Raw genomic sequence first — 17,399 nt, 5'->3', positions numbered from 1 at the left:
TACCCTCTTTATTGATGAAGAAAACAGGCTTTAAGATTTCTCATACCATCATCTGGACCAGTTCAATAGTTTTAGGACTGCTCTCCTCTGTACCTCAACTGGCTTCACGTCAGTTTAATGCTTTAGAAGCGATTGTTAATGCCGGCATTACTGCAATTTTTGCGGTGATGATGTGGTATTTCAACATCTATATGCTCTCAGATAATGGCGACAAGCACCGCAAGCAAAGCATTTCCTATGGTAAACTGCTGAAATCTTTACTTTTTGGACTGGTCATCATGCTAGGACTGGCTTACATTCAGCAGCTTATTCTTTCCCATATTGATTTCGGACCGGTTATGCTCATGGTGGAAGTTAGGGGAATCCTGATCAATCTCGTGTTTTACATGTTCCTGAACCTACTTCAGCAGAATTACGAGAACCAGCATGTCAACATGGAACTGGAGCGTACCAGAAATGATAACCTGGGGGCACAATATGAATTGCTCAAGCAACAGGTTAATCCTCATTTTCTATTCAACAGCCTAAACACGTTGAAAGCAATGGTAGAAACCGGGGACCAGCAATCCGTGGATTTTATTCTGAAACTCTCCAATTTCTACCGCTACACGCTGGAAAGCCGCAAGCTGGATCTGATCCATGTAAAGGAAGAAATGGAAATTCTTGATGCTTACCTCTTTTTACAAAAAGCGAGGTTCGACGAAGGATTTACATTCAATAGCACACTGGACAACAATATCTTATCTACACTCATCCCTCCTTTCACTTTACAGCTATTGGTAGAAAACTGTCTCAAGCACAACATCGTTTCTCTTCAAAGGCCCTTAAAAATCAGGCTCTATCAGGAGGGTGAAAAGATAATAATAGAAAACCACATACAGCTGAAAACCGGCGAAGCAGGTTCACTCGGCGTAGGTCTAAAAAACATAGAACTCAGGTATAGCCATTTACTGGACAAACAGGTAGAGATCATCAATGACAACATTACATTCCAAATCAAACTCCCTATTATCTATGAACATCATCATCATTGAGGATGAGCTGAGAACAGCAAAATCTCTCGAAAATATGATTCGGGAAATCAGGCCTGAAGCCAAAATCACCGGACCATACCAAAGTATAGAAGCATCGGTTTCGGCGCTTTCAGAAGGTACGCCTCCCGATTTGATCTTTATGGACATCCAATTGGCTGATGGCCTCAGCTTTGAGATATTCAAAGCTGTAAAAATCACCTGTCCGGTGGTATTCTGTACCGCCTTCGACGAATATTCCCTGGAAGCTTTTAAGGCCAATGGGGTCGATTATCTACTCAAACCCTTCTCCAAAGAAGACATTACCGGCGCTTTTAAAAAAGTTGATGAGCTGAAGAACTTTTTCCAGCAAAAGCAGATTCCTGACCTTGCAGAAATGCTGATCAACATTGTTAAACCTGCAGAAAAGACAAGTTTTCTGGTATTCAAACACCAGAAATACACTACGGTACAAATTGAACAAATTGCCTTTTTTTATATCCGTAACGACTCCACTTCCATCATGTGTTTTGACGGACAAGAGTTTGCACTGAACCAGGCCCTGGACCAGATTGCCGCTTCAGTTTCAGCCAGACAGTTCTTTAGGGTAAACCGCCAGTACCTGGTCAACTTTAAAGCGATCAAAGAAGTGGAGCATTATTTTTTACGAAAGTTGTATGTTAAGCTGCTTATTGAAACGCCAGAAAAGTTGCTCATCAATAAGGAAAAATCACAGCTCTTTCTCGCCTGGATGGAAAACCGCTAGTCTGGTCTCTGCTTGTCTAACTGGCGGTTCGAAATGTCTGGTTTAGCCATTTCCGGCTTATTTTCAGCGCTTTTGAAGGATACTTTTGAATCAAATAAAAAATCAAAAGCTATGAAACCAATCCAGATTTCAATAATCGCTGCGCTAGGTGCGCTGCTATTGTTCAGCGCGATTCTCGCCGACAGAAGCATTGCTTCTAAATCATCAACAGAACGAACCATTAAAGGAGATGGCTTTGCCGTTCTTGAACTGTTTACTTCCGAAGGTTGCTCGAGCTGTCCGCCTGCAGACGAACTTTTGGCTAAAGTCCAGAAAGAAGCAGGCAACAGACCGGTATATGTATTGACTTATCATGTCGATTATTGGGACCGTTTAGGTTGGAAAGATACTTTTAGCAATGCTGATTATTCGAAACGCCAGTACCAGTATGCCAGCAAGCTCGGCGCTCAGGTCTATACGCCACAACTGGTCGTTAATGGCAAAACGGAATTTGTAGGCTCCAACGAATCCGCAACAGATTACGCAATTAACAGTGCCTTAAAAGGCAGCCCTGCAGCCGCTGTAACTCTGCATGGAAACCTGCAATCCGGTAAGATGGCTCTGGATTATCAGGTTACCGGAGATAGTGATCATAATGAACTCGTGATTGCAGTAGTGCAAAAAAATGCAGTCAGCAAAGTAAAACGTGGCGAAAACGAAGGACGAACCTTAGCCCATGCACAAATCGTCAGACAACTTTATTCATTTGAGTTGGAAAAAGATAAAAAAGGCCAGGTCAGCATTTCACTTTCCAAAGATTTCAATACCAATGGCTGGGAACTGATCGGTTTCCTTCAAGATCCTAAAACAAGGGCCATCAATGCCGCAACCAAAGTTGTGTTTTAATAATCCGATGCCATTTTCACAGATATGCCCCATCCAGCTAAGGACGGGGCATATTTATTTATTTTATAGTTTACTTTAAGTCAAACCTGTCCAGGTTCATCACTTTAGTCCATGCCTTCACAAAATCTTTTGCAAATTTACCCTGAGCATCAGAACTTGCATACACTTCGGCAATTGCTCTCAGCTCCGAATTGGAACCAAAAACAAGGTCTGCACGGGTACCGGTCCATTTTACCTGTCCGCTGTTGCGGTCACGGCCTTCATAAACTTCCTTATCAGCGGCTACTGCTTTCCATACCGTATTCATGTCGAGTAGGTTGACAAAGAAATCGTTCGTTAACTGACCAGGGCGTGAAGTGAAAACGCCATGTTTTGAACCATCAAAATTGGCATTCAATGCGCGCAAACCACCCAACAACACGGTTAATTCAGGTGCGGTAAGAGTCAGCAAATGTGCCTTATCTATCAATAATTCTTCAGTCGATACCGGAATTTTTGATTTGCGGTAATTCCGGAAACCATCAGCAGCAGGCTCCAGATAGCCGAATGATTCGACATCAGTTTGTTCCTGTGAAGCATCCATACGACCAGGTGTAAAAGGTACCGTAATGGCCTGTCCAGCATCTTTTGCCGCTTTTTCAACAGCTGCAGCACCAGCAAGCACAATCAGATCCGCCAAAGAAACTTTTTTACCACTGGTCTGTGATCCGTTAAATTCATTTTGAATGCCTTCCAATACACTCAGTACATTATGCAATTGGGAATTGTTATTCACCTGCCAGTATTTCTGTGGAGCAAGACGGATCCTTGCACCATTGGCGCCACCACGTTTATCTGACCCACGGAAGGTAGAAGCCGAAGCCCATGCTGTGGAAACCAGTTCAGGTACATTGAAACCGGCCGCCAATACCTTTGCTTTCAGTGCCACAATATCATTTTCATCGATCAGGACATGATCAACCGCAGGAATTGGATCCTGCCACAACAATACTTCCTGTGGCACCTCAGGCCCCAGGTAGCGTTCGCGTGGCCCCATATCGCGATGTGTCAATTTAAACCATGCACGTGCAAACGCGTCTGCAAAGGCATCCGGGTTCTCTAAAAAGCGACGTGATATTTTCTCGTATGCCGGATCAAATCTTAAAGAAAGATCGGTTGTTAGCATCGTCGGAAGATGCTTTTTTGTACTATCAAAAGCATCAGGAATAAAAGCTTCTGCATTCTTAGCTACCCATTGATGGGCACCAGCAGGGCTTTTAGACAATTCCCATTCAAAACCAAACAGATTTTCAAAGAAATTATTACTCCATTGAGTCGGTGTTTTTGTCCAGATCACTTCCAGTCCGCTGGTAATCGCATCGGCACCTTTGCCTGTGCCATGACTGTTGCTCCAACCTAAACCCTGCATTTCCAGGTCTACCGCCTCAGGCTCTTTGCCCACGTTATCTGCAGAGGCAGCACCGTGGGTTTTGCCAAAGCTATGACCACCGGCAATCAGTGCCACCGTTTCTTCATCGTCCATCGCCATTCGGCCAAAGGTATCACGGATGTCTTTAGCGGCAGCAATAGGATCCGGATTGCCATCCGGACCTTCAGGGTTCACATAAATCAAGCCCATTTGTACCGCGGCAAGCGGTTTTTCGAGATTTCGGGAATGGACATTACCATCCGCATTGTCATCAGTCACCAGTACGCCATCACCTTCTACACCAGGTGATCCATGTGCATAACGCAAATCGCCACCCAGCCAGGTCGCTTCAGAACCCCAATACACAGATTCGTCTGCCTCCCACACATCTTCACGTCCACCGGCGAAACCAAAAGTTTCAAAACCCATGGATTCTAAGGCCACGTTTCCTGCAAGGATCATCAGATCGGCCCAGGAAATATTGCGTCCATATTTTTGTTTGACCGGCCAAAGCAATCTGCGTGCTTTATCCAGACTGACGTTATCAGGCCAACTGTTCAGCGGGGCAAAACGTTGCAAACCAGCGCCAGCGCCACCGCGTCCGTCACCTACACGGTAGGTTCCGGCACTATGCCATGCCATACGTATAAATAAGCCGCCATAGTGACCAAAGTCTGCCGGCCACCAATCCTGAGAATCGGTCATCAATGCATTAAGATCCGCTTTAACAGCTGCAAGATCAAGGCTTTTAAAAGCTTCGGCATAATTAAAATCTTCACCCATCGGATCTGACAAAGAGGAATGCTGACGCAGAATACTCAGCTTTAACTGGTTAGGCCACCAATCATTGTTCCGCGTGCCGCCACCTCCAACATTGTGCTTCATACTGCCATTATGAAAGGGGCATTTACTGATGTCATTTGATTCTCTTTCCATATCTTAATTTTATATAATGAATTTTATTTAGGTGTCTGTAATTGTCAACCATTATAAATTTAAGATATTGAATCCAATAATCACTATCAATTAAATCTATATTAAATAGTTAAAAACTATTAGGCAGGCCTATTGTTGTATCCTGACAACTCTATTGCTATGAATAATTTCTTCAGAGGTATCATCGCCGCATGGGGCGCTAAAAAATTGGGAGGCGGTTGCCTCTCCACCATCATTATATTTATTGTAATATATAGCCTGTTGGGGAAATGCAATAACAATACACGCGCAGCAACGCAAGTTCAGCAGGTAAAACCGACATTGGAAGTCCAAAAGTAATGGAATAACCGCTCCCCTTTAACCTGTTTTAGGATGATACCACCAATACTGAACTAAATGCAGTATTGGAGCAGTCCATACAACATACTGAGCAGGATCAGGTACACGATATTTAACCTGAATTTAAAGATGAGCACGACGGATACAAATACCCAAAGCAAAGCCATTAAATCTATTTTATGTAGGATCAGGCCCTGAGGAAACAGCACATCTTTCCCCAGATAGAATGTCAGGTTCAGGATCACTCCCACTACTGCTGCCGTTACAAAACCAAGCACATCACTGATAACCACGCTTCCCCGGGTACGTTCCAATATCGGTCCGCCCACAAAGATGAAGAGGAATGAAGGTAGAAAAGTGTAAAATGTGGTCGCCAGCAGTCCGACAGTCCCCATAACTAATGAGCCATCGAAATGGTTAAAACCAGCCATAAAACCGACATAGCAAACTACAATAATCAATGGTCCGGGAGTGGTCTCCGCCAATGCAAATCCATCTACCATCTGAGATTTGCTCAACCAGTTAAATCTTGAAACACTAAACTGAGCCACATAGGGCAAAACCGTATAAGATCCGCCAATGGTAAAGAGTGCGGTTTGGGTAAAAAACAATATTAAACCTTTCCAGAAGGTGAAATCAGGACTCAATGCATAGAAAAAAAACAGGGGCAGCATCCAGAGGAAGGCAAATAACAGGCATTGTTTCCATAATAATTTAGCTTTGAAGTTCTTCCCTCCCTCAGTTTTATTGTTAATATAATAATTCTGCTCATTCAAACTTTCATGGGATTCTCCGGCCTTCCCTTTATAGACTAAAGACGGCCAGAAATACCTTAAGATTAACGCAGAGACAATCGTCCCGAAGATAATATAAGGCATAGAAATATTGAAGAAAAAAATGCTTGCAAAGGCAAGCCCGGCCAATATATAGTGGAAAATGGTATGGAGTGCTTTTTTACCAACGCTCCAGAGGGCATGAAAGATAATCGCCACAACAGCTGGTTTTAAGCCACTGAAAATGGCATCCATCCAGGCTTGGTTCCCATAGCTCACATAGATACAGCTCAGCGCCAAAAGAATAAACATGGAAGGGAGAATGAAGAATATCCCGGCAAGAATCCCTCCCTTTTTACCATGAAGCTGCCAGCCGATATATATAGCCAGTTGCTGCGCTTCAGGTCCTGGCAAAAGCATACACAAGCTAAGCGCATGAAAGAACCTGCTGCTACTGATCCATTTCTTCTTTTCGACCAGAAAGTTGTGCATGATACTGATGTGTCCCAACGTTCCTCCGAAACTAATCCAACCTAGTTTAAACCAGAACCTGAGGGCTTCTTTAAATGATGGTGGGAAGGGGGATTTATTTTCTTTCATAAAAACGCAAAGCTTCTCCTCCGACAGAATTTTCTGCCCAAACAATGGTCATTAATGGATAATGAAGGCCGGTTTACAGGTGTATTCGAGTTCCGGTGAAGCGATGTAAAGATACGTTTTTTTTACTTAATCTCTATCCAGACTGGCCCGTGGTCACTTGTTTTTTCCCAGCCTCTGACTTCCCGGTTTACCCCTGCCCCGATCAATCGTTTGTCAATCTGTGGGCTCAAAAGAAAGTGATCGATGCGAAGTCCGGCGTCACGACCATAGGCATTACGGAAGTAATCCCAAAAGGTATAAATGGTCTCTTCCGGGTATAGTTTTCGGATGGCGTCTGTCCATCCCTGATCAACGAGGGCTTTGAAAGCCTCACGCACTTCTTCCCTGAACAAGGCGTCATTTATCCAGCGTTCCGGTTTATACACATCTTTTTCTGTAGGGATCACGTTAAAATCGCCGGTAAGGATGGCAGGAACACCCAAATCCAACAGCTTTTGCGCATGTGCAGAGAAGCGCTTAAACCAACCCAGTTTGTAATCGAATTTCGGGCCAGGATAAGGATTACCGTTGGGCAGGTAAAGGCATCCGATCACGATGTCATTCACAATTGCTTCGATATACCTGCTTTGAAGATCTTCAGGATCACCGGGCAATACTCGATGAACTTCTTTCAATTCCGCTCCTGCCGAAAGGATTGCGACTCCGTTCCAGCTTTTCTGTCCATGCCAGATTGCCTGATAGCCTGCATCATTAATTTCAGCCAAAGGGAACTTTTCCTGTGGGGCTTTCAGTTCTTGTAAACATACTACATCAGGTTTTGATTCTTTTAACCAACGAAGCAATACCGGCAGGCGGCCATTAACTCCGTTTACGTTATAGGTTGCTATTTTCATCTTGCGGTCAAGTAAATTTTAAACGGTCGTATTTTCTCCTGCAAAAACTGCACCTCAATGACACCATCGGCTTCAAACAATCTATCCTGTAGAAAACCTGTTTCTTTAGGAGTCCCTAAAAAAACAGTATTATTAGAATAATAAGTATTATTTTATACTTTTATCAATCTTAATAAACATTTAAATAAAAAACAAAGTATAAATATGAGCTAAATTAGTATAAATTTGTACTTATTAATTTAAATACATGTATTACGATCTAATAACCGAGGTAATAGGCTTGATTAAAATTTACGAGCAGGAATCTGGTCCCCAGGAGCAGGATCCCTATTTATTTGGACAATGGTTAACTGAATATTACCAGAAAACAGGGCATGTCTCAGTTCCCGAGCCGGAATGGGATGGAAAGGTAAATGGACGTTCAGCTGATAGCGTAATTAACACTTCCTTAGTTCACCTTTATAAATATGCCAGATTGCATGCTAAAGCAGCGATAGTCGACACCGCCTTTTCTACGCCTGATGAATTCATTTATTTAATCAGTTTGATCTCATTTGGAAGTATGACCAAAACGGCGCTCATCCGACTGAATATTCATGAAAAATCTGCGGGAATGCAAATCGTAAACCGGTTAATCAGCAATGGATTGGTAGAACAGGCCGCACTAGATAGTGACAAGAGGAACAGAATGATCCACATCACACCAAAAGGAACTCAGCTTTTAAATGAAAGCATGCAGAAGATAAGAATAGCCTCCATGAAGGTAACAGAGCCACTATCCCATCAGGAAAAAATGGAATTGATCCGCTTGCTGACAAAGCTTGAAAACTTTCACGAGGAAAAAACAAAAGGCCAGCTGTAGCCCATTACAAATCATCATAATTAAAAACCTGCATGTCAGTTCATCAAATAAAAGAAGGTCTTGAAATAGCGGTAATTGGCTCGGGCTTTGCCGGAATCAGTGCTGCGGCTTACCTTGCAAAGCAAGGTTACAGCGTAGATGTTTATGAAAAAAATACAGACATCGGCGGACGCGCCCGCCAACTCAGTACCGATAACGGCTATGTGTTTGACATGGGGCCAAGTTGGTATTGGATGCCCGAAGTATTTGAAAAGTTTTTTAATGACTTTGGCTGTAAAGCATCAGATTTTTATGAACTGCAATTACTTGACCCTGGTTTCAGCGTAGTTTTCAGAAATGATGAAGTCTTAAATATCCCGGCTAATTTTGAAGAACTCTGCCAACTGTTCGAATCTATAGAAAGCGGAAGTGCCGCTAAACTAAGGAGCTTTTTAACGGAAGCAGAATACAAGTATCAGATCGGAATCGGGAAACTTGTTTACAAACCCGGACTCTCCTTACTGGAGTTTGCAGACGCAGATCTGGCAAAAGGTCTGTTTAAACTGCAGGTTTTTACTTCTTTCAGCTCACATGTAAAAAAATACTTCAAAGATCCCAGGCTCATCGCTTTAATGGAGTTCCCGGTCCTCTTTCTTGGGGCCATGCCCGAAGACACACCGGCGTTGTACAGTCTGATGAACTATGCAGGACTCAAGCTAGGGACCTGGTATCCAAAAGGTGGTTTTGGAAAAGTAATCCAGGCCATGAAGGATGTCGCAGAAAAACAGGGCGCAAAATTTCACACCGATACTGCGGTAACCGCTCTTGATGTACAGGGAAAATACATCGTAAATCTAACCTCAACAAAAGGAACAAAGGATTATGATGGCGTCATTGCTGCTGCCGATTATCACCATGTGGAGGAAAAACTACTGGATCAGACTTACAGAAATTATACGGAGAAATATTGGAATAATAGAGTTCTTGCTCCCTCCTGCCTCATCTTTTATCTGGGGGTGAAGACTAAAATCAACCGTTTAAAACACCATACCCTGTTCTTTGATGAGGATTTGAAACAGCATTCACAGGAAATCTATAAAGAGGCAAAATGGCCTGCAAAACCTTTATTTTATGTATGCTGTCCAAGTATCACTGATTCCTCAGTGGCGCCGGAAGGACATGAGAATCTATTTATCCTGATGCCCTTAGCGCCGGATCTTGAAGATCCTGAATCAATCCGGGAAACGTATTTCAATTTGATCATGGACCGACTGGAAGCCCATACCGGTAGCCCCATACGTGAACAGCTGGATTATAAAAAAAGCTATTGCGTAAGTGATTTCATCGCAGACTACAATTCCTATAAAGGAAATGCCTACGGACTGGCAAACACGCTGATGCAAACTGCCACTCTGAAGCCCTCCCTGAAAAATAAGAAAATAGATAACCTGTTCTACGCCGGGCAACTTACCGTTCCAGGCCCGGGAGTTCCGCCCTCCATTATCTCAGGAAACATAGCCGCCCAACAATTGATAAAGCACCTAAACAAATAGCCATGAAAGAGATCTTTGATAAATTATCAGCAGCATGCAGCGAAATGATTACCAAACGTTATAGCACCAGCTTTTCATTAGGTATTTATTTTTTAAACGAAAGACTCCGTCAGCCCATCTACGCCATATACGGCTTCGTACGACTGGCAGACGAAATCGTAGACAGCTTCCATGACTATAACAAAATTACTTTGCTCGCGAAGTTTAAAAGAGATTGCTATGAGGCCATCGAAGAGGGAATCAGCCTGAATCCGATACTCAATTCCTTTCAGGAAGTGGTAAACAAATATCAGATCGACAAAGAATTGATTGAGTTGTTTCTTCAAAGTATGGAAATGGACCTTAAACAAGAACTTTATACTCCTGAAAAATACGACCAATATATCCTGGGTTCTGCTCAGGTCGTAGGTTTAATGTGTCTGCAGGTCTTTACTGAAGGAGATAAAATACAGTACGAAAAGCTGAAAGATTCGGCAATGAAACTGGGCTCTGCATTTCAGAAGGTGAATTTCCTGAGAGATGTCAACGCCGATTATTATATGCTCAACCGGACCTATTTTCCAAATGTGAACCTTTCCAAATTCACCAACATTGAAAAAAAACAGATAGAAGAAGAAATTGAGAGCGAATTTAAACTGGCACTGATTGGCATCCGGGAACTACCTCCATCCTCTAAAAACGGAGTCTATCTAGCTTATGTGTATTACAAAAAGTTGTTCAATAAGATCAAAAACAGCACGGCTGAGAAAGTGATGACCCAAAGGATCCGGATTTCAAATGCTCATAAATTCGGATTGATGTTTGACTCTATCATCCGCTACAAAACAAATACCATATGAAAGCTGCAACCTTTTTCTTCCTGTTACTTTTTGCAACGAAAACCTATTCCGCAGAACCCGAACTGCGGGAAGTGAAGCGTTTGTTCGAAGCGGCAGTGCACAGCAAGGATTCCTCCGACCGGCTTTTGAAAATATTGTCTGTCACCGGACCTTCCTCTCCTCCACTTTTGATCTGCTATAAAGGAGCTGCTGAGATGATGCGCTGCAGGTATGGAATTAACCCAATCCACAAATTCAGGAGGTTCAAAAAAGGAAAAGCGCTGATCGAAGCAGCAGTAAAGAAAGAATCTCATAACATAGAAATACGATTTTTGAGGTTTGCTATTCAGACTAACCTCCCTTCATTCCTCAATTATAATGACGATATCGCAAGGGACAAACAGTTTTTATTAAGCAACCTGAAAACAATAAAAGATAAAAAATTGAAGGAAAGCATATTAAAATATTTGTCAACTTCGAACTATTGTTCTGCTGACGAAAAGAAAGGATTAAATACATGATGGAAGAAGAAGTAATACTGGTAGACCACTACGATCGGCCAATTGGAACGATGCCTAAACTACAGGCACATATTGAAGGTAAACTTCACCGTGCTTTCTCCGTTTTTATTTTCAACCAGTCGGGAGCACTTTTATTGCAGCAACGGGCTCTGGGGAAGTATCATTCCGCAGGAAAATGGACCAATACCTGCTGTAGTCATCCCCGACCTGGCGAAGAGACCATCCATGCCGCGAAAAGACGATTAAAAGAAGAAATGGGTATGGAATGCGAAATACATCCTGTTTTTAGCTTTTCCTACCAGGCTGAATTTGAAAACGGCCTGACAGAAAATGAATATGATCATGTTTATTTTGGCACATCAGATGCTCAACCTCAACCTAACCCGGATGAAGTAGCATCCTTCAACTATGTCGACATGGAAAAACTGCAATCCAGCCTCATCCATGAGGATGAAAAATATACCGCATGGTTAAAAATATGTTTTACAGAAGTAATGCTGCATTATAAAAAGAGCAATGACTAACGGAATGATCTATTTACTGATTACAACAGGTACTTTTATCTTTATGGAAGGTGTAGCATGGTTTACGCATAAATTTGTAATGCATGGGCTGTTATGGGTATTACATAAAGATCACCACCAGAAGAAGCCTCATTTCTTTGAAAAAAATGATTTTTTCTTTCTGATATTCGCCGCCCCTAGCATTCTTCTTTTCTTTTTTGGCGCGGAAGCAGGATTCAATTGGATGTTTTACGTTGGTCTGGGAATCTTACTCTACGGTATTGCCTATTTCATCATACATGATGTGGTCATCCACCAAAGATTCAAATGGTTTTCAAGAAGCAACAATACGTATATAAAAACGATCAAAAGGGCACATAAAATGCACCATAAACACCTGGACAGACACGATGGTGAATCCTTCGGCATGTTGTTTGCCGCCCGAAAATACTGGCAGCACACTCAAAAAAAGCAACGATGAAACACTTTGACTATATCATTGCCGGAGGAGGATGCGCAGGACGAAGTCTGGCTTTAAGGATGTTGCCTTATCTTGAAGTATCCAACAAAAAAGTCCTGCTGATAGATAAGGACAGCAAAAAAGAAAACGACAGAACCTGGTGTTTTTGGGAACAACAACCGGATGTATTTGAATCCGTTGTATTCAGGAAATGGAATCACTTATCCTTTGCAAACTCTGCGCATCGTCAGCACATGGACATCCATCCCTATCAATACAAAATGATTCGCGGAGCAGATTTCTATGCCTATACTGAGAAACAATTGTCGGAAAGCAGTCACATCCGTATGATACAGGGAAACGTAGAAAGCATATATACGGAGCAGGAACAGGGATACGTGGTCGTCGACGGAGAGACCTTTAGTACTGATTATATTTTCTCCAGCATTCCCAGGATCCAGGAAAAAAGGCCTGATCGTTATCAGTATTTACTACAGCATTTTGAGGGCTGGATAATAGAAAGTAAATCACCAATATTTGAGCCGGAACGTGCTACATTGATGGACTTTAACACTGCTCAGCAGGTAGGGACCTCTTTCGTCTACGTATTGCCTTTAAGCTCAACTCTTGCTTTAATTGAATATACAGTATTCTCTGAAAATGAGTTACCGGCAACAGCATATACTACTGCATTAAAACAATACATCCGGGAACAGTTACACTGCGAAGATTACGACATTAAAGAAAGAGAGAAAGGTGTAATCCCTATGTCTGATCATCCCATTAAACCACAGCAAGGCCGGATCATTTACCTCGGCACGGCAGGAGGATTTACCAAAGGATCCACCGGCTATACCTTTCGTTTTATACAGAAACATACCGCTGCGATTGTGGCGCAATTGCAGAAATCCGGGCATCCTCATATTTTAACGCGCTCGCCAAAAAGGTTCGACATCTATGATGCCACGCTCCTCCATTTACTGAGCAGCAAACGCCTTTCAGGTGAAAAAATCTTTTCCACCCTGTTCAAAAGAAACAAGTCCCAACAAATATTAAAATTCCTGGACAATGAAACTTCTCTAATAGAGGAAATACGGATTTTCAAAACCCTGCAAAAAAGCGAGTTCGCAATGGCTTTATTGAAGCGTACCTTAAAATTGATGAAGAGCAATTAATAAGTTGTCATCTGCCCTGTTTCGAGGCTTTTGAGAATTGCCAGTCGCAAGCGTTCATCATTATCGTCCCCCCATTTGCCCAAAGTGGCAATGACGGGTATTAACGTTTTGCCAAAGTCGGTAAGACTGTATTCTACTTTTGGGGGAAGCACGGGAAATATGACCTTAGTAACCAGTTCGTGAGCCTCCAGTTCATTTAACTGAATATTCAGCACCCTTCTGGATGCACCCGGAACCTTCCGCTGTAGCTCACTGGGGCGCAGATACCCCTAATTGATAAACCAGAGGAGACGTATTTTCCATTTGCCGTACAACACTTATCCAATTAAATCCAACCCGCAGACAGATTAAACACTTTACAGGATAATATTTCTTTTAAACGCACAACCTAGTTCCATGATAGAATCTGTTTTGGCAATACCGTCGATATTGTCGATTTTCTCATAAAGTATTTGCCTCATGTGTTCATGATTTTTGGCAATAATTTTCAAGTACAAAGTATATCCGCCGCTGATATAATAACACTCCGTCACTTCCGGAATTTTCTTTAATTCTTCAATGATCCTGTTGGAGTCATGGTCTTTCTCGAGTGTGATCCCGGTAAAGGATCCCCAGTCGTAACCAATCTTCTTCTCATCTAAAACAGGTTTAATCCCTGTCAATATTCCTTGCTCCGTTAATCTGGAGATTCGCTGATGAACCATGGTGTTGGAGATGCCCAATGTGGCAGCAATCGCCGAATAGGCCATTCGTCCATCTATTTCCAGTTGTTTTAATATTTGAATGTCAAATTCATCAATGTGGTCCATACTTGTATTTAAAATTATTTTATTCAGCTAAACCGGTTCATCAGCATTAAATACACTTTCAAAACCCATTAAAAAGTCAAATTAACTTTATGCGAAATACAAAATAATAAATTTTATTATCTTTAGCCCAATAAATAGTCAATTATGAATATTTCAACAAATTTAAGTAAAAGCGAGGAGTTAATAGAAAAAGAAGAACGATATGGTGCACATAATTACCACCCGCTACCTGTCGTACTGAAAAAAGGGAAAGGCGTCTTCGTTTGGGATGTTGAAGAAATGAGGTATTATGACTTTCTTTCTGCTTACTCAGCGGTAAACCAAGGTCATGGTCACCCGAGGATTATTAAAGCGCTTAAAGATCAGGCAGAAGAACTCACCCTAAGTTCCAGGGCATTTTATAATGACAAACTGGGTGATTTTGAAGAATTTGTATGTAACCTCTTTGGTTACGATAAATCCCTGATTATGAACTCGGGTGTGGAAGCAGTTGAAACGGCGATGAAGCTTTGTAGAAAATGGGCATATCAAATCAAGGGAATCCAACCTGATCAGGCTAAGATCGTCTTTGCCGAAGGAAATTTCCACGGCAGAACCATTTCTGTAATTTCAGCCTCCAATGATGAAAGTGCAAGAAAAGACTTTGGCCCCTTTGTAGGTGGCATTACCCATGTTCCCTACAACGATGTGGATGCTTTTGAAGCACTTTTAAAAACAGATAAAAATGTTGCAGGTTTCATAGTAGAACCCATTCAGGGTGAAGCTGGTGTAGTTGTACCAGATGCAAATTACCTGTCGCGCATTAAAGCACTTTGTCAGGCTTACAATGTTTTATTCATTGCTGATGAAATCCAAACCGGAATTGCCCGTACTGGAAGTATGCTAGCTTCTTACGAAGTTGATTCGGAAGAAAAGCACAACCAACCGGATATTCTGATCTTGGGAAAAGCCATTTCTGGTGGCGTATTACCAGTTTCAGCAGTACTTGCCAATGACGAAATCATGTTAACCATTAAGCCAGGCGAACATGGCTCTACCTATGGAGGAAATCCTTTGGCTTGTGCCGTGGCGAGAGAAGCGATACAAGTAGTTATTGATGAGAATCTGGCAGAAAACGCACAGAGACTTGGGGAAATATTCAGAGCTGGATTAGAAAACATAGCCACAAAAACTGACCTGATCCAGTCGGTCAGAGGTAAAGGATTGCTGAATGCGATTGTCATCAATTGCCCGGAAGAATCTGATATGGCCTGGAACATCTGTATGAAGTTTAAAGAGAATGGCTTACTGGCAAAACCTACTCATGGAAATAAGATCCGTTTCGCTCCTCCATTAGTGATTACTGAAGCACAAATTATCGAAAGTCTGGACATTATCGAAAGGTCATTGTTAAGCGTTGCTTAGGGCTTATAAATACATGATAAAGCCATCTGACCTGCCTGACTAAGCTATATTAATATAAAAATAACCCGCACCAGTTACGGATACGGGCTATTAAATTAACGCTCTCTATACAAACCTACATCTCAATTATGAAGATTAGATGAATTTTTGAAAAAAAGTTGACCATCTTCCCGTTTGATGTAAATAATGCCTCTTAAAGCACCTGTTGCTTCTTCCGGAGCATTGTATTCAAAACTCCAGTTAGCACCATATATACTATCAATTGAGGGCTTAATCCAATCCAAATCATATGACCGACCGTTATAGACGTCATAGCCTAAAACATCTGGATGATCGGTTTTAAAATCATGAATTGCAATTACTGCAGGTTTCAGATTGGCTTCGGATATGGCCTTTAACTCATCTAAGAGTGGACAATGGCTTTTCCAATGGGCATCTAAAAAGAAAATGGACTCTCCTGTCAACTTTGGACATATCTCCTTCATAAAGTCTACGGAATCAATGTTCTTCATCATCATTTTCCCCAGACTTGGAGGGTTAACAATTTCGTTTTCAAAGTGCTCGTCTTCACTTATACGGCCAAATATCAACGAGCAAGCGATTTGATAATACTCTTCCTTAATTTCACAAGTATAAACGTTGTCGAAATTGTTATATAGCCATATAAATGTGGCGCCTACGTGGGTACCCGTTTCTATAGCGTTTACAATGCCATATTTTTTCTTAAATTTCAAGAACGCTTTTTCTATATAAGTATCTTCAGCAAAAGGTTTTCCTAAAACATACGGGTGTGAGCCCAGATCCATTGGACGGAATTTTAGTTTTTTCATAATTTAAATTTAGATAATTCCCTATTGTAGCGACAAGTACATGTTTTTTAACAATTCCCTTAACAAGATCACTAATCATCTTGCAAACAGATTAACAAAAGGATAAACGGTTTGATTATTGCAATTTTTCCTAGCAACAGTATGCTTATTGTTATATTAGGTAACTGAAACAAAACCGGCCAATATCGGTTTGTAATAGCAAATAATAACTTACAGATTTATTTATGGATTTTACAGTAGAGCTAGAGGATATGGTTGCGATGATTGTTTCCATCATATGTGGAGGAGCAATAGGCTTTGAGCGGGAGTATAAAAATAAATCTGCCGGCTTTCGTACCATCATTCTAATTTCTCTGGGCTCTACGATTTTCACCATCGTTTCCCGCCACGGTGTTGGGGCTGATGACCGGATTTCAGCAAACATCATTACCGGTATCGGTTTTATCGGCGCAGGTGTAATTTTTAAAGACAAGATTTCTGTCCGGGGATTGACCACAGCCGCTGTAATCTGGACATCTGCTGCAATTGGTATGACTACCGGAATCGGTTATCATGCACTGGCATTATGCCTTACCATCATCACATTGGGGGTATTGCTGATGGTAACCAAGGTAGAGCGTATGATTGCTCAACTGCAAAAAGAACAGCTCCTAAGTGTCACCTTCCGTGATCCGGACTTTGATCAGATCCCACAACTCGAGAACACTTTAAGTACAAAAGGCCTTTCTTTGGAACGGCTGGAAATTGCCAAGGAAAACAATCATTTAATGGTCACGTTCAAGGTATCCGGCAAGAAAAAGTATCTGACAGAAATGAGTGAAACGCTTGCCACCCGACCAGAAATACTAAGTTTTACTTAAATATTAATCCTAAAT

The 17,399-nt window shown here is 41.8% G+C and carries 19 protein-coding genes; 13 read left to right on the top strand and 6 right to left on the bottom strand.

Annotated elements, in window-relative coordinates; translation table 11 throughout:
* Window positions 1–14 precede the first annotated feature (14 nt).
* The 3 genes from AAFF35_RS13120 (at window position 15) to AAFF35_RS13110 (ending at window position 2,661) form a co-directional block, all read left to right on the top strand.
* On the top strand, window positions 15–1,034 hold the full coding sequence (locus AAFF35_RS13120; protein WP_342333363.1) for a histidine kinase: 1,020 nt from the start codon (window positions 15–17) through the stop codon (window positions 1,032–1,034).
* The gene (locus AAFF35_RS13115; protein WP_342332967.1) at window positions 1,015–1,776 is read left to right on the top strand and encodes a LytTR family DNA-binding domain-containing protein; all 762 of its coding nucleotides are present in this window, start codon (window positions 1,015–1,017) and stop codon (window positions 1,774–1,776) included. The genes AAFF35_RS13120 and AAFF35_RS13115 overlap by 20 nt, the downstream gene beginning before the upstream one ends.
* Before the next feature lie 111 nt (window positions 1,777–1,887).
* On the top strand, window positions 1,888–2,661 hold the full coding sequence (locus AAFF35_RS13110) for a DUF1223 domain-containing protein (RefSeq protein ID WP_342332966.1): 774 nt from the start codon (window positions 1,888–1,890) through the stop codon (window positions 2,659–2,661).
* A gap of 70 nt (window positions 2,662–2,731) precedes the next feature.
* On the opposite strand, the gene katG is transcribed toward AAFF35_RS13110, so the two are convergent.
* A complete protein-coding gene (gene katG / locus AAFF35_RS13105; RefSeq protein WP_342332965.1) occupies window positions 2,732–5,005 on the bottom strand; it encodes a catalase/peroxidase HPI in 2,274 nt (757 codons plus the stop codon).
* A 159-nt stretch (window positions 5,006–5,164) separates the two neighbouring features.
* Here katG and AAFF35_RS13100 point away from each other — a divergent pair, with 159 nt between their 5' ends.
* Window positions 5,165–5,344 carry a hypothetical protein gene (locus AAFF35_RS13100; RefSeq protein ID WP_342332964.1) on the top strand — a complete coding sequence of 60 codons (180 nt, stop codon included), beginning with the start codon at window positions 5,165–5,167 and terminating at the stop codon, window positions 5,342–5,344.
* Window positions 5,345–5,397: 53 nt separating this feature from the next.
* Here the strand turns inward: AAFF35_RS13100 and chrA are convergent, their stop codons facing one another.
* Window positions 5,398–6,717 (bottom strand): chromate efflux transporter, encoded by a 1,320-nt coding sequence (gene chrA / locus AAFF35_RS13095; RefSeq protein WP_342332963.1) that lies wholly within the window; start codon window positions 6,715–6,717, stop codon window positions 5,398–5,400.
* A gap of 122 nt (window positions 6,718–6,839) precedes the next feature.
* Window positions 6,840–7,610 (bottom strand): exodeoxyribonuclease III, encoded by a 771-nt coding sequence (xth, locus tag AAFF35_RS13090; RefSeq protein WP_342332962.1) that lies wholly within the window; start codon window positions 7,608–7,610, stop codon window positions 6,840–6,842.
* Between the two features lie 247 nt (window positions 7,611–7,857).
* On the opposite strand from xth, the gene AAFF35_RS13085 reads away from it, so the two are divergent.
* From AAFF35_RS13085 to AAFF35_RS13055, 7 genes are read left to right on the top strand one after another with little or no spacing between them, the layout of a single operon-like run.
* On the top strand, window positions 7,858–8,472 hold the full coding sequence (locus tag AAFF35_RS13085; protein WP_342332961.1) for a MarR family winged helix-turn-helix transcriptional regulator: 615 nt from the start codon (window positions 7,858–7,860) through the stop codon (window positions 8,470–8,472).
* 32 nt (window positions 8,473–8,504) lie between these two features.
* Entirely contained in the window at window positions 8,505–10,004 is a 1,500-nt protein-coding gene (gene crtI / locus AAFF35_RS13080) for a phytoene desaturase family protein (protein WP_342332960.1), read from the top strand.
* A gap of 2 nt (window positions 10,005–10,006) precedes the next feature.
* Window positions 10,007–10,843 (top strand): phytoene/squalene synthase family protein, encoded by an 837-nt coding sequence (locus tag AAFF35_RS13075; protein ID WP_342332959.1) that lies wholly within the window; start codon window positions 10,007–10,009, stop codon window positions 10,841–10,843.
* Window positions 10,840–11,343 carry a hypothetical protein gene (locus tag AAFF35_RS13070; RefSeq protein WP_342332958.1) on the top strand — a complete coding sequence of 168 codons (504 nt, stop codon included), beginning with the start codon at window positions 10,840–10,842 and terminating at the stop codon, window positions 11,341–11,343. The genes AAFF35_RS13075 and AAFF35_RS13070 overlap by 4 nt, the downstream gene beginning before the upstream one ends.
* On the top strand, window positions 11,340–11,867 hold the full coding sequence (idi, locus tag AAFF35_RS13065) for an isopentenyl-diphosphate Delta-isomerase (protein ID WP_342332957.1): 528 nt from the start codon (window positions 11,340–11,342) through the stop codon (window positions 11,865–11,867). Before AAFF35_RS13070 ends, idi begins: the two co-directional genes overlap by 4 nt.
* A complete protein-coding gene (locus AAFF35_RS13060; RefSeq protein WP_342332956.1) occupies window positions 11,860–12,327 on the top strand; it encodes a beta-carotene hydroxylase in 468 nt (155 codons plus the stop codon). The genes idi and AAFF35_RS13060 overlap by 8 nt, the downstream gene beginning before the upstream one ends.
* Window positions 12,324–13,481: a lycopene cyclase family protein gene (locus AAFF35_RS13055; RefSeq protein WP_342332955.1), complete on the top strand. Its 1,158-nt coding sequence runs from the start codon at window positions 12,324–12,326 to the stop codon at window positions 13,479–13,481. Before AAFF35_RS13060 ends, AAFF35_RS13055 begins: the two co-directional genes overlap by 4 nt.
* Here AAFF35_RS13055 and AAFF35_RS13050 read toward each other — a convergent pair.
* A complete protein-coding gene (locus AAFF35_RS13050; protein ID WP_342332954.1) occupies window positions 13,478–13,696 on the bottom strand; it encodes a winged helix-turn-helix transcriptional regulator in 219 nt (72 codons plus the stop codon). The two genes, AAFF35_RS13055 and AAFF35_RS13050, sit on opposite strands and share 4 nt — an antisense overlap.
* A gap of 141 nt (window positions 13,697–13,837) precedes the next feature.
* Window positions 13,838–14,290, bottom strand: coding sequence for an Lrp/AsnC family transcriptional regulator (locus AAFF35_RS13045; RefSeq protein WP_342332953.1), 453 nt, complete (start codon window positions 14,288–14,290; stop codon window positions 13,838–13,840).
* 144 nt (window positions 14,291–14,434) lie between these two features.
* On the opposite strand from AAFF35_RS13045, the gene rocD reads away from it, so the two are divergent.
* The gene (gene rocD / locus AAFF35_RS13040) at window positions 14,435–15,694 is read left to right on the top strand and encodes an ornithine--oxo-acid transaminase (RefSeq protein WP_342332952.1); all 1,260 of its coding nucleotides are present in this window, start codon (window positions 14,435–14,437) and stop codon (window positions 15,692–15,694) included.
* Window positions 15,695–15,816: 122 nt separating this feature from the next.
* Here rocD and AAFF35_RS13035 read toward each other — a convergent pair whose 3' ends face one another.
* Window positions 15,817–16,524, bottom strand: a complete 708-nt coding sequence (locus AAFF35_RS13035) for a hypothetical protein (RefSeq protein WP_342332951.1) — start codon at window positions 16,522–16,524, stop codon at window positions 15,817–15,819.
* A 224-nt stretch (window positions 16,525–16,748) separates the two neighbouring features.
* On the opposite strand from AAFF35_RS13035, the gene AAFF35_RS13030 reads away from it, so the two are divergent.
* Entirely contained in the window at window positions 16,749–17,384 is a 636-nt protein-coding gene (locus tag AAFF35_RS13030; RefSeq protein WP_342332950.1) for an MgtC/SapB family protein, read from the top strand.
* The last annotated feature ends 15 nt before the right edge of the window (window positions 17,385–17,399 follow it).

Source organism: Pedobacter sp. FW305-3-2-15-E-R2A2 (assembly GCF_038446955.1).
In the GTDB taxonomy this organism is placed as follows: Bacteria; Bacteroidota; Bacteroidia; order Sphingobacteriales; family Sphingobacteriaceae; genus Pedobacter.
The sequence above is the reverse complement of the archived record's forward strand: the minus strand, read 5'-3'. Positions and strand labels throughout refer to the sequence as shown.

Bases quoted from the DNA above. Each gene is read 5' to 3' on its own strand.
- AAFF35_RS13045 (WP_342332953.1), bottom strand. From the start codon at position 14,290: ATGGACCACATTGATGAATTTGACATTCAAATATTAAAACAACTGGAA.
- AAFF35_RS13110 (WP_342332966.1), top strand. From the start codon at position 1,888: ATGAAACCAATCCAGATTTCAATAATCGCTGCGCTAGGTGCGCTGCTA.
- katG (WP_342332965.1), bottom strand. From the start codon at position 5,005: ATGGAAAGAGAATCAAATGACATCAGTAAATGCCCCTTTCATAATGGC.
- AAFF35_RS13075 (WP_342332959.1), top strand. From the start codon at position 10,007: ATGAAAGAGATCTTTGATAAATTATCAGCAGCATGCAGCGAAATGATT.
- AAFF35_RS13070 (WP_342332958.1), top strand. From the start codon at position 10,840: ATGAAAGCTGCAACCTTTTTCTTCCTGTTACTTTTTGCAACGAAAACC.
- idi (WP_342332957.1), top strand. From the start codon at position 11,340: ATGATGGAAGAAGAAGTAATACTGGTAGACCACTACGATCGGCCAATT.
- AAFF35_RS13035 (WP_342332951.1), bottom strand. From the start codon at position 16,524: ATGAAAAAACTAAAATTCCGTCCAATGGATCTGGGCTCACACCCGTAT.
- AAFF35_RS13060 (WP_342332956.1), top strand. From the start codon at position 11,860: ATGACTAACGGAATGATCTATTTACTGATTACAACAGGTACTTTTATC.
- chrA (WP_342332963.1), bottom strand. From the start codon at position 6,717: ATGAAAGAAAATAAATCCCCCTTCCCACCATCATTTAAAGAAGCCCTC.
- AAFF35_RS13100 (WP_342332964.1), top strand. From the start codon at position 5,165: ATGAATAATTTCTTCAGAGGTATCATCGCCGCATGGGGCGCTAAAAAA.
- AAFF35_RS13120 (WP_342333363.1), top strand. From the start codon at position 15: ATGAAGAAAACAGGCTTTAAGATTTCTCATACCATCATCTGGACCAGT.
- AAFF35_RS13055 (WP_342332955.1), top strand. From the start codon at position 12,324: ATGAAACACTTTGACTATATCATTGCCGGAGGAGGATGCGCAGGACGA.
- crtI (WP_342332960.1), top strand. From the start codon at position 8,505: ATGTCAGTTCATCAAATAAAAGAAGGTCTTGAAATAGCGGTAATTGGC.
- AAFF35_RS13115 (WP_342332967.1), top strand. From the start codon at position 1,015: ATGAACATCATCATCATTGAGGATGAGCTGAGAACAGCAAAATCTCTC.
- AAFF35_RS13085 (WP_342332961.1), top strand. From the start codon at position 7,858: ATGTATTACGATCTAATAACCGAGGTAATAGGCTTGATTAAAATTTAC.
- xth (WP_342332962.1), bottom strand. From the start codon at position 7,610: ATGAAAATAGCAACCTATAACGTAAACGGAGTTAATGGCCGCCTGCCG.
- rocD (WP_342332952.1), top strand. From the start codon at position 14,435: ATGAATATTTCAACAAATTTAAGTAAAAGCGAGGAGTTAATAGAAAAA.
- AAFF35_RS13030 (WP_342332950.1), top strand. From the start codon at position 16,749: ATGGATTTTACAGTAGAGCTAGAGGATATGGTTGCGATGATTGTTTCC.